This is a genomic window from Gracilimonas mengyeensis (genome assembly GCF_900182705.1).
Lineage (GTDB): Bacteria > Bacteroidota > Rhodothermia > Balneolales > Balneolaceae > Gracilimonas > Gracilimonas mengyeensis.
This window is the reverse complement of the sequence record NZ_FXTP01000016.1, coordinates 53,919-70,722: the sequence shown is the minus strand read 5'-3', so window position 1 is coordinate 70,722 and position 16,804 is coordinate 53,919. Positions and strand designations below refer to the sequence as shown.

The window sequence follows — 16,804 nt, the reverse complement described above, 5'->3', positions numbered from 1 at the left end:
AGGTTCTTAGCTTCTCAGGAATGGTGTTAAGCTCGTTATTTGCAGAATTTCTACATATTCCTATCTCTAACTTAAGCATGTTTGTCTTTATCTGGATATTTCATCAGCCTAAAGAAAAGTGGCAGTTTTATTTGGAAGAAATAGGGACTACATTTTTTAATCAAATCATAAATACAGTAAGAACGATATGCAGGAAAGCTTCGAGCTTCAATTACAACAAATAGCGGATGCCGCTCCGAAAATATTAGGGGCAATGCTGGCATTGTTAGTTTTGGTTATTGCAGGTAAGATAGTCAGCAATACATTGAGCAAATTATTAACTGGCAGGCAGGCTAAAACAGTAAAACAAACAAGATTGCTTAAGAGACTAGTAGGCTGGGGATTTAACCTGCTGGGCATAATATTGGCACTGAACATATTGGGATTAACACAGGCAGCTACCGGCTTTTTGGCTGCCGGTGGCGTGATGGCGGTTGTACTTGGTTTTGCATTTCGTGAGATAGGAGAAAATTTGCTGGCTGGTTTGTTCTTGTCTTTTAGTCGTTCGTTTGATGTTGGAGATGTCATTGAAAGCAACGGTATACGCGGGGTGGTTGAAAGGATTGAAGTCAGGGAAGTACACATCAGAACTGGGGATGGGTGTGATATTTTTATCCCCAGTGCTATTATCTATAAAAATCCGCTGCATAACTTCACGCGCGACGGCCTTAGGCGGGGCGATTTTACCATAGGTATTGATTATGGCGATGACCCCCAAAAAGCAAGAGAGCTGCTTCTGGAGGTGGCAAAAACTTCCGATTTTATTTTAAGTACACCGGCACCTGCCGTACAAATTTCCGGTTTCACTCCTACCTATGTAGAACTGCAGGTGTTTTTCTGGATCAATACCTTTAATGAAAATCCAGGACTTGTATCTGTGAAATCTCTGGTTATGAATGCTTGTCACAAAAAACTGGCAGAAGAAGGTTTTACCTTCAGTTCAAATGTGACCACCGCCGTAGATATGCTTCCTGTAGACGTTAATGTTAGAAGCAAAAATTCAAGCCAGGGAGATTCTGTCTGACTTTGGTTAATGCCAATGAGAGATTTTTCTGCTGAGGTTTGTCATTCCAGCCAGAGTGGATAAATCTCTGACACCGAATTGCACTTTCAGAATTTAGCCGCAACAATCCTCCTTTTTATGATGTTGCTTATTAGGCAAGCTTTACATCCGTCAAAAGTGTGTCAGTGACACAGCGAATATGAGTAACTCTGGGTTAGAGAATAAATTTTCATGCTACTATGGCTTGAGTATCCTGCTGGATCATGACGCCCGTTTTAAGCTCATAGGCTCTGGTAGCAAGTTTAGCCATTTCTTCAATAGTGTAAGTTTCTGAGTTAAGGGTCAGGTCGTAATCAAAAGCATCGGCTGCATTGCGGTTGAAGTTATGCTTCACGAAGTTGCTTCGCTCCATATCTTTTGTAAGCACAATCTCGGTAGCCTCATCAATTGAAAGATGTTCTTTTTTGGCGTAACGATAGATGCGTGTTTTAAGCGGGCACACCACCCGAATATGAAAAGACTTCTGATCTCTGCATATGTAATTGGCGCCCCGGCCTACAATCACATTATTGCCAATGCGTTCTAAAGTGCGTACTGCTCGTACCAGGTAAATCAGGTAGTTAAGGTTGGTTTCTCGCTGGTGCATAAACCCGAAGATGGTATCCTCAAGCATGCCCCGGCGGGCTTCATCCAATCCTTTAATATAATCGGCACTGGTGCCCAGTTGCTCACTGATGATAACCAGCAGGTCACGGTCCCAGACTTTAAAGCCAAGCTCTTCGCCCAGCTTTGTGGCAAGCGCTGCTCCATGAGCTCCGAATTCGCGGGAAATAGTAATGATGGGTAGTTTTCGGCTTGTGTATTTATTGTTTTTTTCCGCGGTGTTTTTCTTCATCCAGAATAGAATCTGGTCCTCAATCATTTGCGTGATCTTTTTACTCATGATATCCCCCTTCAGCAAGATTATTTAATCACCTATGTAATACCACCGTAGCGAAAATTTGTGAAGAGTTGATGAAACATCTCCCGGGACATGTGCGTAGCAAAGCACGTCTCATAAATTTTAAGAAACAGGAACCAGAGAGATGAAATCACGATTATCAGTTACCCTAACAGCCATCGCACTTTTTATAACCGCAGCCGCTTGCACCCAAACAGAAAGCTATACTTCCAAAATACATGTAACCAAATTGGTACCGGCCGATGTGTTTGAAGTACTACCGGAATCAGCAGCCCAAACCGAATTTAAGGTCTTCAAAGATTCCGGCGACATCAAAGGAGAATACTTTGAGTTGGCTATGATTGAAATTGAAGAGACTGCTTCAGGTGACATCCCGGCTAAAATCATGGATTCACTAAAAACAGAAGTCGCCGCTTTAGGAGGTAACGGAATCCTAATCCTAAATAATGAAGCTTCAGACGCCAAAGATCTTCATAACAAAAAAATGAAAGTGATTGCCATTTATAACCTTGAGCAGCTTAATGATAATGCTCCTACACTGGTATCACTATAAATCCAGGCAACATTTTATCTCTCAAAGTAGGTTGAACGATGTTATCCTATACACCTGCTTCAAAAACTTAGAGGTCGGAGTAAGGGTGCGGGGTTACATTATTTCCCGTAACCCAGGTTCCGTACCCAACCTTCTTTTTCTCTCCATTTCTCCCGCACTTTAACATGGAGTTCCAGATACACCTGCTTACCTATAAATTCTTCGATAGACTCCCGGGCCTGTATCCCCAGTTCTTTAATGGCGGAGCCTTTTTTGCCAATCAATATGCCTTTTTGGGATTTTTGATTTACGATGATATCGGCATGAATTCGATCGATGTCAATATCAGCATCATAAGAAACTACCTCTACCGTGCAGGAGTAAGGAATCTCTTGGTGAAACTGCAGGAATATTTGCTCCCGAATCAATTCAGATACAAAAAATCGTACGGGATGCTCACTCAAATCTTCCTTGGGGTAATAAGGTGGACCGGGCAACAGGCTGCTACGCACATTTTCCATTAGCTCTCGAACGCCGGTCCCCATAGTAGCAGATACATAATGTACCGACCGAATTTTCATTTTGTCCTGGATGGCTTGAGCTGATTTTTCAGCCTCTTCCTGATTGGCGGCATCCATTTTGTTAACCACCAGGAACACCGGTTTGTTAATGGATTTGATAAGCTCAATTACATCATCCGTGGGGTATTTGTCGGTAGGATCATGAATGAACAGGATGATGTCGGCATCGGAACGGGCACGCTCAACCGTTTTCATCATAGCTTTTTGCAGCTCATACTTTGGGCTGATCACCCCGGGGGTATCCAAAAACACAATTTGTGTATCCTCATCAGAAAAAATACCTACAATTTGATGGCGGGTGGTTTGTGCCTTATGGGTGGTGATGGAAATCTTACTACCCAGTATGTTATTCATCAGCGTGGATTTACCCGCGTTGGGTTTCCCAATGATGGCTACATAGCCGGATTTATGCGTTCGTTCTTCTGCCATTTTGCTGCTTAAGTGAAAATTACATGGTTTAAGGTAGGGGCTTGGTTATTCAGAAACCAATGGGATGAATAGAAAGCGGAAAGGAGGGGCTAAAGTGTTTCACAAGGCTCAGCCTTGTTCTACTTTTACTTTTGAAGTACAACTTCAAAAGATCTGATACTTAGAATTCAACACTTAACACTAATAACTCAAATCTCTACTGATCCCAAAGTTCGGAACGGATCATTTCGGAACTTTTTTCTGACAGCAGATATTGCAGGCGCAACCGGCTGCGTTCGGGTACCTTTTGTTCAACCAAGCGGGCGCTTTCCGAGGTATATAAAATCAGGTTTGATTCACGCACAAAAAGCGGGAGGGATTTGCCATACGTGGTGCCGGCTACAAAAGAGCCTTCAAAATGAATCGACCTTTTTAGCTCATCGATTATTTTGGGAATAGTGTCTTCGCTGCCTGCTACCAAGCCTATGGTGTCAATGGCCGCACGATCTACAATTGAAAGCAGGATATCGGGATCGTAATCATACACAATAGGGAGTATCAGCAGGCTGTCGCGCAGACTGCGAAAGTGGCTCATCAGGTGAATGGGCACAAATAAGGCATCGTATTTAGCCGCACTTTCGTATTCGGTAACGTCAATGACATCACTTTTTACGCCCACCTGATTTTTAATGGCATCGGCCAGCATCTTCCCTAATTCATGGTTCTCACCTACGCTGGCTGAAGTCTGAATACGATCGGGCCATTCCATGAAACCCAATTGCTCCTGGAACAACAGCTCAATTTCGGATTCATCCAATCCATACCCAATGAGCTCTTCTACCAGGGCCTGCACCTTTTCTCCACCCACTTCCAGCCGGGCTGATTTATCCAGCAAAGGAGTCTGGTTCTTCACCGTAAAGCCCCGGCCTTGTTCACCTAAAATCAATCCCTCTTCTTCCAAAATATGATAGGCCTTACGCACTGTATGGAAGCTGGCCTCCAACTGTTGGCCCAGTTCCCGGGTAGAAGGTAGCATCTCGCCCACCTGGAACTGTTTGGTGGCAATCATCAGGCGGATACGGTCGGCAATATGTTTAGCAGAAGTTTTCAGTGTAAGAAAGCTATTTTAGATTGAATCTGTTGGAAGTGAGGCTTTTATGGTATGAAAATGACAGGGCAATTGATAACGCCGGGTTTAGCCATAGAAATCTTCAATGATTTCCAGGTAGGATTTTACCGTTCGTTCAAGTCCCCAATAAATAGATTTGCTGATGAGAGCGTGTCCGATACTTACTTCATTCAGTACGGTAATGGTTTCCAACAAATCTGGAAGTTTGTCCAGGTTCAAGCCGTGCCCGGCATTTACTTTTATGCCCAGATCATTGGCCATATTGGCGGCTTTGCGAAGACGGGTAAGTTCATGCTGTTGCTTGCCGGGCTCAGCATTCGCAAAAGTACCGGTGTGCAGTTCTATGGCATCGGTACCCAATTTATGAGCCAGCTCTATGTCTTCGGGGTTAGGGTCCAGAAACAGGCTGATCTCAATATCGGTCTCACGCAATTTGGGAAATACGCGTTTCTCATAATCATCATACACAGTGGCCATTTTTAAACCACCTTCTGTAGTTAATTCTTCGCGGCCTTCAGGGACCAGGGTGCATAAGTGTGGATTCACTTCGGTACAAATTTCAAGCATCTCGTCAGACGCAGACATCTCAAAATCCAGTTTACCCCGCACGTGTTCTTTCAGTCGGGACACATCTTGATCCCGTATATGCCTGCGGTCTCCACGAAGATGAAATACGATGCCGGCAGCCCCTGCTTCTTCACATACGCGGGCTGCTTCTACGGGATCCGGGTAGCCTTCTCCACGGGCATTCCGTAAGGTTGCGATATGATCAATATTCACGAGTAATTTCATAGGATATTTTTCTTTAGCGGATTGAACTTCAAAAGTAAGCATATCCACGTATATTTACAGGTCACTAAATCAGACGGAATGAGAAAAAGAGTAATCATATTTGCAGGTATCATCCTGGGCGGGATTTTTCTGTCAGCTTGTGGCACCGTAAAGCGGGGTACCGTGGAGGAATCTGCAGCTGAAACCGAAGAAACAGCACCTGCCAAGCCCTCAAGAGCTGCGGCCGTTTCGGAAACAACGGAACAATCTCAGGTTAGAGATTTCCTCGAGCTTGCCTACAAAGATTGGAAAGGAGTTCCTTACCTGTTGGGAGGTTCCGGCTATCAGGGCATTGATTGTTCAGCCTTTATGCAGGTAATATTTGAAGATTATCTGCTGAAAAAAATTCCCCGCACAACAAAAGAACAACTCGACGTGGGAACGCCTGTATCAAAATCACAACTTAAAGCGGGGGATATGGTATTCTTTAAAACAGGCCGGCGTACTTTTCATGTTGGGGTGATGATGGATGAGCAGTTGTTTTTACACGCTTCCACAACCTCCGGAGTAACTACCTCGGATCTCTCTCATAAATTTTGGGAGGAAACTTATCTGACCGCCCGGCGTGTTCTCAGCGATTCTTAAACAGGTATTCCATCATAGCTGCGTAAGCATCGGTTACCTCTTTATCCCGGCGCTTCATCATGGCACGCATGGCTTCCAGTGCTTTGTCAAACTTATAAACACTATAATCAGTTTCACCTACCCAAGAGAAGGAAGGGATATATTTGGGAGGAAAATTTGCCATGAAGATATTGGAGCTTACGCCACAAATAGTGCCGGTATTTAACATCGTGTTAATGGCAGTTTTGGAGTGATCGCCCATTACGGTACCCAGGAACTGAGCTTCGGTTTCAATCTCTTCTTTGCTTGCCCAGTCGGCCATTCGTACCGGACTATAGTTGTTTTTTAAATTTGAGGTGTTGGTATCGGCCCCGATATTCACCCACTGTCCAAAAATAGAGTTACCTGTAAAACCATCGTGCCCTTTATTGGAATAAGAATGGAAAATGCAGTTGGCTACTTCACCTCCCACTTTACAGACAGGGCCGATTGTAGTTCCGTCATAAATGCGGGCTTTCATTTTTACCGTAGCTCCCGTACCAATTACTGCAGGGCCGCGAACAATGCAGCCCGCTTCTAATGTGGCTTTTTTTTGTATGATGATTGGGCCATCCTTGGCTATTAATACGCAGCCCGGCTCAATATCTGCGTCTTCATCTATATAAATATTTTCGGGATGACTGGTTATGACATCTGGCAATGAAATATTTGTTTCGGATAGCGGTTGTAACTGAGTCAGTGCCAGATCTTTCTCGGTCTCATATGCGTTCAGAGGCAGCAGATCCCAGAGATGTTCCAGGTGGATGGCTTCTTTTAATTTTATGGGAGTAAAATAAGAATCGTTAAAGGACTTCTTCTTATGCATGATGGCAGATGTTTTCTTGTCTGCCAGTGCTGCAATGGTTTCGTTGTTAAAGGTGAGTTTTTCGCCCTCTTTTAACTTGAGGATAGCTCCTTGAAGTTGTTGAGACGGTAAAAACCGGGAGTTCACCCATAAGCAGGCCTCGTCAGAGGCAGAAGTGCCAATATCGAAAACACCATCTAAGTGATCAGGAAGGAGCCGGCTATAGCGATTTACTTGCAAAGTGCGCATCCATTTTTCGCGGATTGTAAAGATACCAAGCCTTAAGTCGTCCATTGGCCGGGTAAGGGTCAATGGACGGAACTTTTGAGATTTTTGGTCGGTAAAGAAACAGACGGTTTTTGCAGTTTGATGAGCCATAACTCGATAAAATCGTAATCGTTATTCGTTTGCCAAGGCATTATATTTAAGCATTATCTGAATCAAAAAAAATAATATTAGAGCGAATCAACCATGTGTGGAATTGTAGGTTATATAGGTGATCAGCAGGCCAGTAAAATTATTATTGAAGGCTTAAAACGACTTGAGTACAGGGGCTATGATTCGGCTGGAATTGCTGTTTTGAACGGCAAACTTGAAGTGAAGAAGGGCAAAGGAAAAGTTTCGAACCTTGAGAAAATGGTGACCTCCGCTCAGAACGGACAAATCGGTATAGGCCATACACGTTGGGCAACGCATGGTGAACCTAATGATATAAATTCGCATCCGCATACCAGCCAGAATGGGAAAATGGCTTTGGTGCACAATGGCATTATTGAGAATTATGGAACCCTGAAAAAGAAGCTTACAGACCAGGGGTACGAGTTTTACTCCCAAACCGATACCGAGGTGGTAGCAAAGCTAATTGAGAGCTTTTTAGTGAAGGATAATAGGTCCCTTAAAAAGGCAGTGCAGCATGCACTACACCAGGTAGAAGGAACCTATGGAATAGCGATCGTCCATTCGGATTATCCGGATCAAATAGTGGTGGCTCGAAAAGGCTCTCCATTATTAATTGGTGTTGGTGAAGGCGAAATGCTTATAGCTTCGGATGCCTCCGCAGTTGCCGCTTACACCGACAAGGTGGTTTACTTGGATGACGGAGAGCTAGCCGTCATCACTAAAGAGGGGTATACCGTTGAATCCGCCAATCAGATAGAGCTTACAAAAGAAGTGCACGAACTGGCCTTGAGTCTTGAGGAGATCGAGAAAGGTGGGTACGATCATTTTATGCTGAAAGAGATTTTTGAACAGCCTAAAGCGATATCTGATTGTCTGAGGGGACGCATCAATTCTGAGGATGGTACCATAACGCTCGGTGGCATTGAAGATGTAATGGATAAACTGGTAAATGCCAAACGGGTGGTGATAGCAGCCTGTGGAACCAGCTGGCACTCAGGCTTAGTGGGGGAGTATTTATTTGAATACCTGGCTAAAGTACCGGTTGAAGTAGAGTACGCCTCCGAATTTCGATATAAAGAGCCCTTGATTGGAGAGGGAGACGTCATGATTGCCATTTCCCAAAGTGGGGAAACGGCGGATACCCTGGCAGCCTTGCGGGAAGCCAAAGCCCGTGGCGCATTGGTACTGGGTGTAGTGAATGTGGTGGGATCAACCATAGCCCGGGAAACCGATGCGGGGGTTTATATTCACGCAGGGCCTGAGATCGGAGTCGCATCCACCAAAGCCTTTACGGCTCAGGTAACCGTGCTTACCATGATGGCAATAAAGCTTGGGCTCGAGAAAGGCACCATCACCAAAACTCGAGCCACAGAATTAATTACGGAACTGTCCAGAATCCCTGCTAAAATTGAAGAAGTATTAGAGGATACCACAGAAATTCAAAGGATCTCAAACCTGTTTTCCTATGCTCCCAATTTCTTGTACCTGGGACGCTCCTACAGCTTCCCTGTTGCATTGGAGGGAGCCCTAAAGCTCAAAGAGATTTCGTATATCCATGCTGAAGGATATCCGGCTGCTGAAATGAAGCACGGTCCCATTGCACTTATTGATGAGATGATGCCTGTGGTGGTAATTGCGGCAACCCATCATACCAATGACAAAATGATCAGCAATATCGAAGAGGTTAGGGCACGGAAAGGACGCATCATTGCCATTTCTACTTCTGAAAATACCGAAGTGGCAGATTTGGCGGAATTCACAACCATCATACCTGAGACGATGGATGTGTTTTCACCGCTTGTTTCAGTGATCCCATTACAGCTGCTTTCCTATTACATTGCTGTAAACCGTGGATGCAATGTTGATCAGCCAAGAAACCTTGCAAAAAGTGTTACGGTGGAATAACCTTTTTATGTGGATAAATTGTGCAAAAGTGCAATGAATTGTAAAAAAGGGGCTGTATCTGCGGGTTTTAGGGTTTTTAGATTAAAAAATTTTAATAAATAGTTGTGGATAACTTGCTTCTTTCCAAAATATTTCGTTCTATCCAATTGCAGAACGGTTAGCAAATAAACATACATAGCAATGAAAAATTGGAAGGCATTGATCTTTAAAATCGTAGTATTGGTATTGGTAGGTATTGTAATTTTTACAGGCTGATATTCGACGCTACAATTTGGATTTTATAAACCTCGTGGTGAGGTGTACATTTCGTATATATTTTTGGGGAATTTTAATTCGCATTTCTTCTCTTTGGGTTCAATTTTATAATCATTATTGAATTGAGAGGTATCACTATCACATAAAAAATATGAGAAGAAGACAGACAGACTTTACGTATCTCACAGAGATTACAGACGGGGATTTTGGAGTAATCAGGGAAATGATCGATTTATTTATTGAGGAAACTCCCAGGCAGCTTCGTGATATCCGGCAAGCCTTTGAGGCTGATAAATTTCCTGAACTTAGAGCAGCAGCTCATAAAATAAAGCCGACTTTGTCTTATGTAGGATTGGAAGAATTAAAGGCCAAAGCCCAGCAAATAGAAGATCATGCAAAGAACGAAGAACATTTAGATGAAATTCCTGCTCTCATCAAAGCAATAGAGAAGGGGTATGAGGATGCATTGATTGAACTGGATGAGGTAAAGCGGGAGATATCCAGAAAAAGTTAATTTAATCCGGATAAGTCATTTGTATATGGTCTATACCATCCACAATATAAACGTCACCTTTTGGGGTAAAACCTAAAGTACCGTAATAATCTACTAAGGCAGCCTGAGCTTCAATCCGAATAGGTTCCTTTCCACAGAGCTCAATACCTTTGTTTATCAGTTTTGGTCCCAGACCGGTTCTCCGATATTCCGGATCTACTACAATTCTGCCGATACTGGCTTCTTGTTCATATTTGATTCCCTTTTTAAAAATCCGCAAATAAGCTGCTAACTTTTGGTCGTCATAAAAGAACAGGTGAGTTGCTTGGGCATCGTACCCATCAATATCAGGGTAGAAGCACTCTTGCTCAATGATGAATACCTTCTGCCGGAGGGCAAAGGCATCTTCGAGCTGTTGAGATGTTAAATCATTGAAGGATGAGTATATTATTTCCATGATTTCGGGTAGTGTTAAACATTTTTGAAATACTATCGTACAGTGCTTCGACCATTAACTAAATAATGAATCTATGATTTGGGCTTGGATATTAAATAGCGTTTCAGTTTATGTGACGGCTAAATTACTGAATGGCGTGGAAGTAAAAAACTTTTGGAGTGCGGTTTTAGTAGCTGCTGTGTTGGCTCTGGTAAATGTATTCATAAAACCGGTACTGGTAATCCTGAGCTTACCAATTACCATTCTCACCTTTGGATTGTTTGTATGGGTGATAAATGCCTTGCTTATCATGCTTGTGGATGCCATAATTGATTCCTTTAAAGTTAAAAGCTTTGGATGGGCGCTGGCTTTTGGCTTGGTGATGTCAATCATAAGCTGGATTCTTACTTCATTGTTCGGCTGATAGCAAAAATCCTATTCAATAAAAAAGGCTGCTCTAAGGCAGCCTTTATAATATTATTGATAAGCTTATGAGCTATCAGATATTATCACAAATAGCTTGTGTAAAGGTTGATGTGGTACCTTTACCACCAATATCTGGCGTGCAGTATACTTTCTTCTCTACCAGTGTCTTATAAATAGCTTTTCGAATGTTTTCAGCTACCTGGTGCTGATCAATATGCTCCAGCATCATCAAAGAAGAAAACAGCAAGGCCAGGGGATTCGCAATATTTTTGCCTACAATATCGGGAGCGGAACCGTGAACGGCTTCAAACATTGCGGCGTCATCACCGATATTTGCAGCACCGGTTACACCAAGTCCGCCTACGAGGCCAGAAGCCAGGTCAGAGAGGATATCACCGAAAAGGTTAGTGGTTACCACTACATCAAATTGCTGTGGACGCATCACCATCTGCATGGCCATGTTGTCTACAATCAGGTCTTCAAACTGGATATCCGGATAATCTTCGGCAACCCGCTTTCCAACTTCAAGAAACAAGCCGGTGGTTAATTTCAGAATATTGGCCTTGTGTATGAGACTAACTTTCTTACGCTCATTTCTAACCGCGTACTCAAATGCAGCGCGGATAATTTGCTCGCTGGCCTTTTCAGTTACTACCGCAATGGCTTCAGAGTGGCGTTCTTTATCTGCTTCTTCAACCCATTGTTCTTTGCCAATATAAAGTCCCTGTGTATTTTCGCGGAAAAGAACCATGTCCACGTCTCTGAAAGGGGTGTCAATACTTGGGAGCGTGCGGGCTGGACGAATGTTGCTATACAGGTTAAACTTTTGGCGAAGCGCTACATTTACCGATCTGAAACCGGAACCAACAGGTGTGGTAAGCGGGCCTTTTAGAGCAATTCTATGTTCATCTATGGCCTCTACAGTATCATCCGGGAGGGGATTATCTGTTTCCTCATAGGCTTTCAAGCCAGCTGACTTTTCAACCCAATTTACTTCTGCACCGGCTTTTTCAAGTATGGTTGTTACAGAATTCGTGATTTCAGATCCAATCCCATCACCGGGAATTAACACAACGTTTTTCATGCAAAGATTTGTTTAGCGCTTTAGGTTTATTAGTGCTAAATATATTGATTTTGTAATCCAAATGTGATGCCTGCCAAAAGCGGTTTTATTCAGCTTGAGGAATGAATACTGAAGTTTTCAAATTTCTGATTCCGGGAATGAATCCTCTTTGAAATAACTTCCATCTGCAAAGGAGTTATATATGACACGAGCGATAATTTGGTTTCGAAATAATTTACGGATTCATGATAATGAGTCCTTAATCAAGGCATGCCAGGCAGATGAGATGATCCCGCTATACTGCGTAGACCCAAGGCATTTTGGTAACACCTCATTTGGTTTCCCAAAAACAGGTTCCCTTCGGGCTCAGTTTTTGATTGAGTCTCTTGAGGATCTTAAATCAAGTTTGCAAGATATTGGGTGCGACTTGGTAGTACGCAGGGATAAGCCCGAAGAAGTTATCCCGGACTTGGTTGAGAAGTATGATGTTGATGTAGTATTCATTCCTAAAGAGATCACCCGTGAAGAAATTGATATTGAGGAAAAGCTAAAAAGCCGGCTTGGTGACAAGTTGAGTTTTACCTGGGAGAGTACATTATTTCATATCAATGATATTCCATATTCAAAAAACGAGATACCGGATGTTTTTACTAACTATCGCAAAAAGACAGAAAAAGAAGCTAAAGTCCGGAAAGAATATGAGCAACCAACTAAAGCTAAATTGGTGGATGGCATAGAGGTTGGTGATATTCCCAGCCTGAAAGAACTGGGGTTGTCTGAAAAAGAACAGGATGACCGGGCTGTGCTTGATTTTAAAGGCGGGGAGAAAGCCGCGCTGGAACGGTTACAAGAATATTTTTGGGAAGGAGATCATCTCAAGAATTACAAGTTTACTCGGAATGGTTTATTAGGTGCGGATTATTCCTCAAAATTTTCTCCATGGCTGGCTAATGGCAGCCTTTCGCCACGCAGAATCTACTGGGAGGTTAATAAGTACGAGGAACAGCGCAAAAAGAATGTATCTACATACTGGATGATCTTTGAATTAATATGGCGAGACTATTTCCGATTCTCAGCCTGGAAGCATGGAGATAAGATATTTTGGCCTTCCGGAATCCAGGCTAAGCAAAGAGATTGGTCTCATGATAAAGATCGATTTAAAAAATGGGCTGAAGGTAATACAGGAATTCCTTTTATTGATGCTAACATGAGAGAGCTCAATGCCACCGGGTATATGAGCAACAGGGGGCGGCAGAATGTTGCGAGTTTCCTGGCTCAAAACTTAAATATTGACTGGCGGATGGGAGCTGAATACTTCGAATCTCTGCTGTTGGATTATGATCCCTGTAGCAATTATGGAAATTGGGCTTACAATGCGACGGTTGGACATGATCCCCGTAATCGGTATTTCAACATCGTCAATCAGGCTCAGAAATATGATTCGGACGGAGACTATGTGCGTACCTGGGTCTCGGAGTTGGAAGGTGTGCCGGATGAATTCATTCACGAACCCCATAAAATGACCCCCGAACAACAGACGTTATTTGACGTAAAGATTGGAGATGAATACCCAAAACCTATGATAAACCTGGATGAAAGTTATGAAGAAATCAAAACAAGAGATTAAAAATCGCATCCTGACCTTCACAAAAAAAAGAGGTCCGGAAAAATCAGTATGTCCTTCAGAAGTCACTAAAGACTTATTTTCTGATGTATGGAAAGATCATGTGGACGACGTACGAACAGCGGCAGGGGAGTTGCAAAGTGAAAGGCTCATCAGTATCACTCAAAAAGGAAAAGAAATCAAACTGGATAAAGCAAAGGGGCCCATCCGGCTTTCCATTGTGGATGAAAGGAAGTAGAAAATTTTTTGATTAAGAGAGGTTTCAGCGTAATAAACTCATGGCCAAGACCGTCAAAAAATCAGATCTTCTGGAGAAGATTTGTCCGGTGTGTAAACGTCCATTTAAATGGCGAAAAAAATGGGAAAAAGAATGGAAAAATCTGAAATACTGCAGTGAGCGTTGCCGACGGAATAAATAGTCAAATACGGTTCCAAATCCATTCAGGAACAAGTTTGGCCACCCAGGCCAATATTCGCCAGCGTTTTGTTACGTAAAAGATGTTTTTTCCCTTCTCTATCCCCTTGATCATCTGTTCGGCTGCTTTTTCCGTTGATGCCACCCAAAACATGCCTCTGGCCCGCTCAGTCATTTCTGTCCAAATATAGCCTGCCCTGATCTCAGTTACCGTAATGTCAGCAGGTACCCGCTTTGCCTTTTGGCGATAGCTGGTCATATAGTTGGCGATAAAATGCTTAGAGGCCGTGTAAGCAGCTGCGCGGTGGTGAGCTAATAAAGCGGCCATGGATGACATTCCAACGATCTGTCCATGCCCCTGCTTTTTAAAATAATCGAAGGCAAAATGGCAACCGTGGGCAAAAGCCAGTGCGTTGAGTTCAATGAGCTTGGACTCAGACTCCCAGGGTGGCAACATCTGAATGCGCCCCATACCTGCATTCAGTATCATCACATCCAGGCCACCCATTTCGTCAATCAACTGTTGGTACACTTGTTCAGCCTTCTCGTGGTCTGTAACGTCCAGGGTATGAATGAATGCCTGATCCCCAATCTGATCTTTTAATTCCTCCAGACGCTCCGTACGGCGACCTACCATCGCTACTTTATGCCCCTGTTGGGCATATTGCAGAGCCAGTTCTCTTCCGATACCTGAGGTTGCTCCGGTAATAAGTATCTTTTTCATGACAGAGGGTGGAATTCTGATTCAGAAGACCAACAGCCCGGTACTATCGGGTGGAAACCGTTTGCAGGGCCGGGGTTTTACTACGGGCATATTCGAAAGCTCCAAACATCACGCCAGAGTATACCAGATCACCTAAAACGGTATAATGGAAAAAGGGAATACCTGCGGCGTAACTCATAAAGAGTCCTTCAAGTCCTTGCGGGTAGATAGGGTTTCCTAACCAGGCTCCAAAGTTGGTAACCAGGAAAAAGATGATGGAAGCACTGAGGCTACCAGCAATCACAGTTTTGGTATTTACTTTTTTGAGAATGAAAATGCCTGCCAATACAATTAAGGCGATAGAGCCATACATCCACCAAAAACCGGGAGTGAATAGAACAAATCCTCCATAGAAATTAGCATATAGGAGGTTGTTAACCAGCAAGTCACTCACAAACATAGCGGCAAGTGGCAGCAAAAAGGAGAATTTTTTATCAGTAAAATAAGCTGCTCCGAAAATAGACATTGCTCCAATGGGAGCAAAGTTATAAGGATGGGGTACGATCCGTGAGAGTGCTGCTATTACTATGAATCCGGATAGAACTAAGAATCGTTTATTTTTCATGGTCTTTGGTAGGTGCTTTGTATGAGTTGTTAAAATAAAAAAAGCATCGTCTCAATGAAACGATGCTTTTTTAAAAATTAGGTGAATTTTGGAATTATTTTTCCGCGTTCAGCTCCAGATTCAGATCAACGGTTACTTCATCACCAATAACGGTGTCAGAAGCCCAGTCGCCGGTACCTACCTCATAATCTCCACGATTTACCATGGTGGAAGCAGTGATACCCGCTACCAAAGTGTTTTCTTTCATTGGGTTATCGGTGATACCCAGGAGTGTAAATGGGAGCTCAATTTCTTGTTCTGTTTCTTTAATTGTGAGTGTGCCTTTGGCTACAAATTCATTCTCACCAGTTTTCTCAATGGTGTTGCTGGTGAAAGTAATGTGTGGCCATTTCTCAGCGTTGAAAAAATCTGCAGAGCGCAAGTGGTTGTCACGTCGCTCATTTCTTGTATTGATGCTGCTCACATCAATTTCAACATTAATAGAGCTTTCCTCGAGGTTCTCAGGATCAAAGTTGATTGTGCTATTGTAGCTTTCAAATGTTCCGTTTACCGGGGTGAAAAAGTGGGTCACTTCAAAATTGATAGCACTATGTGCCTTGTCAATGTCCCAGGAGGTTGCAGCAAATTTGGCAACAGCCATAGTTGAAATGGCAAAAATACCAATAGCTAAAATAGATGTAATTCGATTTAATACTTTCATGTTCTTGATGTACTTCTGTTTAATTTTTGATTTATTTAATTGACGAAAGTTATCGGGACAACAATCGGCAAGAATAAAAAATTCATTTAATATTAAAGCTTTTTTGATTTCTTTTATTTAACAGAAGCGACAATGGGCAGTACAAGAGAAATCCGGAGGGATGAAAAGGGCCTTTTTATTGTAACAAGCTGTTAAAGATGAAAAAAAATAGAACATTCCGGCCGAATTTAAGTTTGCATTAGTACAGAAAAGGATGTTAGTTACATCGGTATAAATCTTACACTTAAATATTTTGACTATAAATCATGAAAAATTTACTGCGATATACATTCGTAATTGCGTTGGGAGTCGTTTTTGGTACAGCCTCAGTCTTTGCCCAGCAACAACAAATGCCACAACAACCTCAACCTTTGAGTCCAGAAGAGGTTTCTGATGAAGATCTGCAGATGGTATCAGATATTTCTACAGCTGCACAGAGCATTCAGCAGGAAGCTGATGAAAAAGTGAGAGCTATTGTGGAAGAACAAGGGATGGAATTTTCTCGCTTTCAGCAAATTGCCATGGCACAGCGAAATCCACAAATGGCTGGACAAGTAAACATTACTGAAGAAGAGCAAAAGAAATTGGAAACAGTACAACCGGAACTGATGAAGGTTGGACAAGAAGCTCAGCAACAATACATGCAAACTATCCAGGAAGAAGGAATGACTGTACAGCGTTTTCAACGCGTAGCACAATCTATTCAAGCACATCCTGAAGTAGCTGAACGCTTCGAAGAAATTAACGGCGAAGGCGAAGAAGGCGGTTCTGAGAATTAACTATCCATCCCTTTGATGTTGAATTTACGACCCGGTATTTATTACCGGGT

20 protein-coding genes are annotated in these 16,804 nt (G+C 42.9%); 10 read left to right on the top strand and 10 right to left on the bottom strand.

Annotated elements, in window-relative coordinates:
• Positions 1-187 precede the first annotated feature (187 nt).
• Complete coding sequence (locus FN815_RS16410; protein ID WP_142455762.1) at positions 188-1,063, top strand: mechanosensitive ion channel family protein; 876 nt, start codon at positions 188-190, stop codon at positions 1,061-1,063.
• A 208-nt stretch (positions 1,064-1,271) separates the two neighbouring features.
• Here the strand turns inward: FN815_RS16410 and FN815_RS16405 are convergent, their stop codons facing one another.
• On the bottom strand, positions 1,272-1,985 hold the full coding sequence (locus tag FN815_RS16405) for a cytidylate kinase-like family protein (protein ID WP_142455760.1): 714 nt from the start codon (positions 1,983-1,985) through the stop codon (positions 1,272-1,274).
• A 142-nt stretch (positions 1,986-2,127) separates the two neighbouring features.
• Here FN815_RS16405 and FN815_RS16400 point away from each other — a divergent pair, with 142 nt between their 5' ends.
• Positions 2,128-2,556 carry a hypothetical protein gene (locus FN815_RS16400; protein WP_142455758.1) on the top strand — a complete coding sequence of 143 codons (429 nt, stop codon included), beginning with the start codon at positions 2,128-2,130 and terminating at the stop codon, positions 2,554-2,556.
• A gap of 98 nt (positions 2,557-2,654) precedes the next feature.
• Here the strand turns inward: FN815_RS16400 and era are convergent, their stop codons facing one another.
• The 3 genes from era to FN815_RS16385 form a co-directional block, all read right to left on the bottom strand.
• Positions 2,655-3,545 carry a GTPase Era gene (era, locus tag FN815_RS16395; RefSeq protein WP_142455757.1) on the bottom strand — a complete coding sequence of 297 codons (891 nt, stop codon included), beginning with the start codon at positions 3,543-3,545 and terminating at the stop codon, positions 2,655-2,657.
• Positions 3,546-3,741: 196 nt separating this feature from the next.
• Complete coding sequence (locus FN815_RS16390; protein WP_281286810.1) at positions 3,742-4,614, bottom strand: GntR family transcriptional regulator; 873 nt, start codon at positions 4,612-4,614, stop codon at positions 3,742-3,744.
• A gap of 105 nt (positions 4,615-4,719) precedes the next feature.
• A complete protein-coding gene (locus FN815_RS16385) occupies positions 4,720-5,445 on the bottom strand; it encodes a pyridoxine 5'-phosphate synthase (protein ID WP_142455815.1) in 726 nt (241 codons plus the stop codon).
• Positions 5,446-5,523: 78 nt separating this feature from the next.
• On the opposite strand from FN815_RS16385, the gene FN815_RS16380 reads away from it, so the two are divergent.
• The gene (locus tag FN815_RS16380) at positions 5,524-6,069 is read left to right on the top strand and encodes an NlpC/P60 family protein (RefSeq protein ID WP_142455753.1); all 546 of its coding nucleotides are present in this window, start codon (positions 5,524-5,526) and stop codon (positions 6,067-6,069) included.
• On the opposite strand, the gene FN815_RS16375 is transcribed toward FN815_RS16380, so the two are convergent.
• Entirely contained in the window at positions 6,056-7,270 is a 1,215-nt protein-coding gene (locus FN815_RS16375) for a putative sugar nucleotidyl transferase (RefSeq protein WP_142455751.1), read from the bottom strand. The genes FN815_RS16380 and FN815_RS16375 overlap by 14 nt on opposite strands.
• A 93-nt stretch (positions 7,271-7,363) precedes the next feature.
• Here FN815_RS16375 and glmS point away from each other — a divergent pair, with 93 nt between their 5' ends.
• Both glmS and FN815_RS16365 read left to right on the top strand, forming a co-directional pair.
• The gene (glmS, locus tag FN815_RS16370; protein WP_142455749.1) at positions 7,364-9,196 is read left to right on the top strand and encodes a glutamine--fructose-6-phosphate transaminase (isomerizing); all 1,833 of its coding nucleotides are present in this window, start codon (positions 7,364-7,366) and stop codon (positions 9,194-9,196) included.
• Between the two features lie 406 nt (positions 9,197-9,602).
• A complete protein-coding gene (locus FN815_RS16365; RefSeq protein WP_142455747.1) occupies positions 9,603-9,965 on the top strand; it encodes an Hpt domain-containing protein in 363 nt (120 codons plus the stop codon).
• A gap of 1 nt (position 9,966) precedes the next feature.
• Here FN815_RS16365 and FN815_RS16360 read toward each other — a convergent pair whose 3' ends face one another.
• Complete coding sequence (locus tag FN815_RS16360; protein WP_142455745.1) at positions 9,967-10,401, bottom strand: GNAT family N-acetyltransferase; 435 nt, start codon at positions 10,399-10,401, stop codon at positions 9,967-9,969.
• A gap of 73 nt (positions 10,402-10,474) precedes the next feature.
• On the opposite strand from FN815_RS16360, the gene FN815_RS16355 reads away from it, so the two are divergent.
• Entirely contained in the window at positions 10,475-10,804 is a 330-nt protein-coding gene (locus tag FN815_RS16355; RefSeq protein ID WP_142455743.1) for a phage holin family protein, read from the top strand.
• A gap of 75 nt (positions 10,805-10,879) precedes the next feature.
• Here the strand turns inward: FN815_RS16355 and FN815_RS16350 are convergent, their stop codons facing one another.
• A complete protein-coding gene (locus FN815_RS16350; RefSeq protein ID WP_142455741.1) occupies positions 10,880-11,890 on the bottom strand; it encodes an isocitrate/isopropylmalate dehydrogenase family protein in 1,011 nt (336 codons plus the stop codon).
• Positions 11,891-12,071: 181 nt separating this feature from the next.
• Here FN815_RS16350 and FN815_RS16345 point away from each other — a divergent pair, with 181 nt between their 5' ends.
• From FN815_RS16345 to FN815_RS19295, 3 genes are read left to right on the top strand one after another with little or no spacing between them, the layout of a single operon-like run.
• A complete protein-coding gene (locus tag FN815_RS16345) occupies positions 12,072-13,496 on the top strand; it encodes a DASH family cryptochrome (RefSeq protein ID WP_142455739.1) in 1,425 nt (474 codons plus the stop codon).
• Positions 13,471-13,731: a DUF3253 domain-containing protein gene (locus FN815_RS16340; RefSeq protein WP_185957340.1), complete on the top strand. Its 261-nt coding sequence runs from the start codon at positions 13,471-13,473 to the stop codon at positions 13,729-13,731. Before FN815_RS16345 ends, FN815_RS16340 begins: the two co-directional genes overlap by 26 nt.
• A gap of 40 nt (positions 13,732-13,771) precedes the next feature.
• Positions 13,772-13,912: a DUF2256 domain-containing protein gene (locus FN815_RS19295; RefSeq protein ID WP_142455735.1), complete on the top strand. Its 141-nt coding sequence runs from the start codon at positions 13,772-13,774 to the stop codon at positions 13,910-13,912.
• Here the strand turns inward: FN815_RS19295 and FN815_RS16330 are convergent, their stop codons facing one another.
• The 3 genes from FN815_RS16330 to FN815_RS16320 form a co-directional block, all read right to left on the bottom strand.
• Positions 13,913-14,632 carry an SDR family NAD(P)-dependent oxidoreductase gene (locus tag FN815_RS16330; protein ID WP_142455734.1) on the bottom strand — a complete coding sequence of 240 codons (720 nt, stop codon included), beginning with the start codon at positions 14,630-14,632 and terminating at the stop codon, positions 13,913-13,915.
• Between the two features lie 43 nt (positions 14,633-14,675).
• The gene (locus FN815_RS16325; protein WP_142455733.1) at positions 14,676-15,236 is read right to left on the bottom strand and encodes a DUF6580 family putative transport protein; all 561 of its coding nucleotides are present in this window, start codon (positions 15,234-15,236) and stop codon (positions 14,676-14,678) included.
• Between the two features lie 94 nt (positions 15,237-15,330).
• The gene (locus FN815_RS16320; protein ID WP_142455732.1) at positions 15,331-15,936 is read right to left on the bottom strand and encodes a YceI family protein; all 606 of its coding nucleotides are present in this window, start codon (positions 15,934-15,936) and stop codon (positions 15,331-15,333) included.
• Positions 15,937-16,241: 305 nt separating this feature from the next.
• On the opposite strand from FN815_RS16320, the gene FN815_RS16315 reads away from it, so the two are divergent.
• Positions 16,242-16,754 carry a DUF4168 domain-containing protein gene (locus FN815_RS16315; protein WP_142455731.1) on the top strand — a complete coding sequence of 171 codons (513 nt, stop codon included), beginning with the start codon at positions 16,242-16,244 and terminating at the stop codon, positions 16,752-16,754.
• The last annotated feature ends 50 nt before the right edge of the window (positions 16,755-16,804 follow it).

Coding starts and splice junctions, on each gene's coding strand:
- FN815_RS16410 (WP_142455762.1), top strand. CDS start 188: ATGCAGGAAAGCTTCGAGCTTCAATTACAACAAATAGCGGATGCCGCT.
- FN815_RS16405 (WP_142455760.1), bottom strand. CDS start 1,985: ATGAGTAAAAAGATCACGCAAATGATTGAGGACCAGATTCTATTCTGG.
- FN815_RS16400 (WP_142455758.1), top strand. CDS start 2,128: ATGAAATCACGATTATCAGTTACCCTAACAGCCATCGCACTTTTTATA.
- era (WP_142455757.1), bottom strand. CDS start 3,545: ATGGCAGAAGAACGAACGCATAAATCCGGCTATGTAGCCATCATTGGG.
- FN815_RS16385 (WP_142455815.1), bottom strand. CDS start 5,445: ATGAAATTACTCGTGAATATTGATCATATCGCAACCTTACGGAATGCC.
- FN815_RS16380 (WP_142455753.1), top strand. CDS start 5,524: ATGAGAAAAAGAGTAATCATATTTGCAGGTATCATCCTGGGCGGGATT.
- FN815_RS16375 (WP_142455751.1), bottom strand. CDS start 7,270: ATGGCTCATCAAACTGCAAAAACCGTCTGTTTCTTTACCGACCAAAAA.
- glmS (WP_142455749.1), top strand. CDS start 7,364: ATGTGTGGAATTGTAGGTTATATAGGTGATCAGCAGGCCAGTAAAATT.
- FN815_RS16365 (WP_142455747.1), top strand. CDS start 9,603: ATGAGAAGAAGACAGACAGACTTTACGTATCTCACAGAGATTACAGAC.
- FN815_RS16360 (WP_142455745.1), bottom strand. CDS start 10,401: ATGGAAATAATATACTCATCCTTCAATGATTTAACATCTCAACAGCTC.
- FN815_RS16355 (WP_142455743.1), top strand. CDS start 10,475: ATGATTTGGGCTTGGATATTAAATAGCGTTTCAGTTTATGTGACGGCT.
- FN815_RS16350 (WP_142455741.1), bottom strand. CDS start 11,890: ATGAAAAACGTTGTGTTAATTCCCGGTGATGGGATTGGATCTGAAATC.
- FN815_RS16345 (WP_142455739.1), top strand. CDS start 12,072: ATGACACGAGCGATAATTTGGTTTCGAAATAATTTACGGATTCATGAT.
- FN815_RS16340 (WP_185957340.1), top strand. CDS start 13,471: ATGAAGAAATCAAAACAAGAGATTAAAAATCGCATCCTGACCTTCACA.
- FN815_RS19295 (WP_142455735.1), top strand. CDS start 13,772: ATGGCCAAGACCGTCAAAAAATCAGATCTTCTGGAGAAGATTTGTCCG.
- FN815_RS16330 (WP_142455734.1), bottom strand. CDS start 14,632: ATGAAAAAGATACTTATTACCGGAGCAACCTCAGGTATCGGAAGAGAA.
- FN815_RS16325 (WP_142455733.1), bottom strand. CDS start 15,236: ATGAAAAATAAACGATTCTTAGTTCTATCCGGATTCATAGTAATAGCA.
- FN815_RS16320 (WP_142455732.1), bottom strand. CDS start 15,936: ATGAAAGTATTAAATCGAATTACATCTATTTTAGCTATTGGTATTTTT.
- FN815_RS16315 (WP_142455731.1), top strand. CDS start 16,242: ATGAAAAATTTACTGCGATATACATTCGTAATTGCGTTGGGAGTCGTT.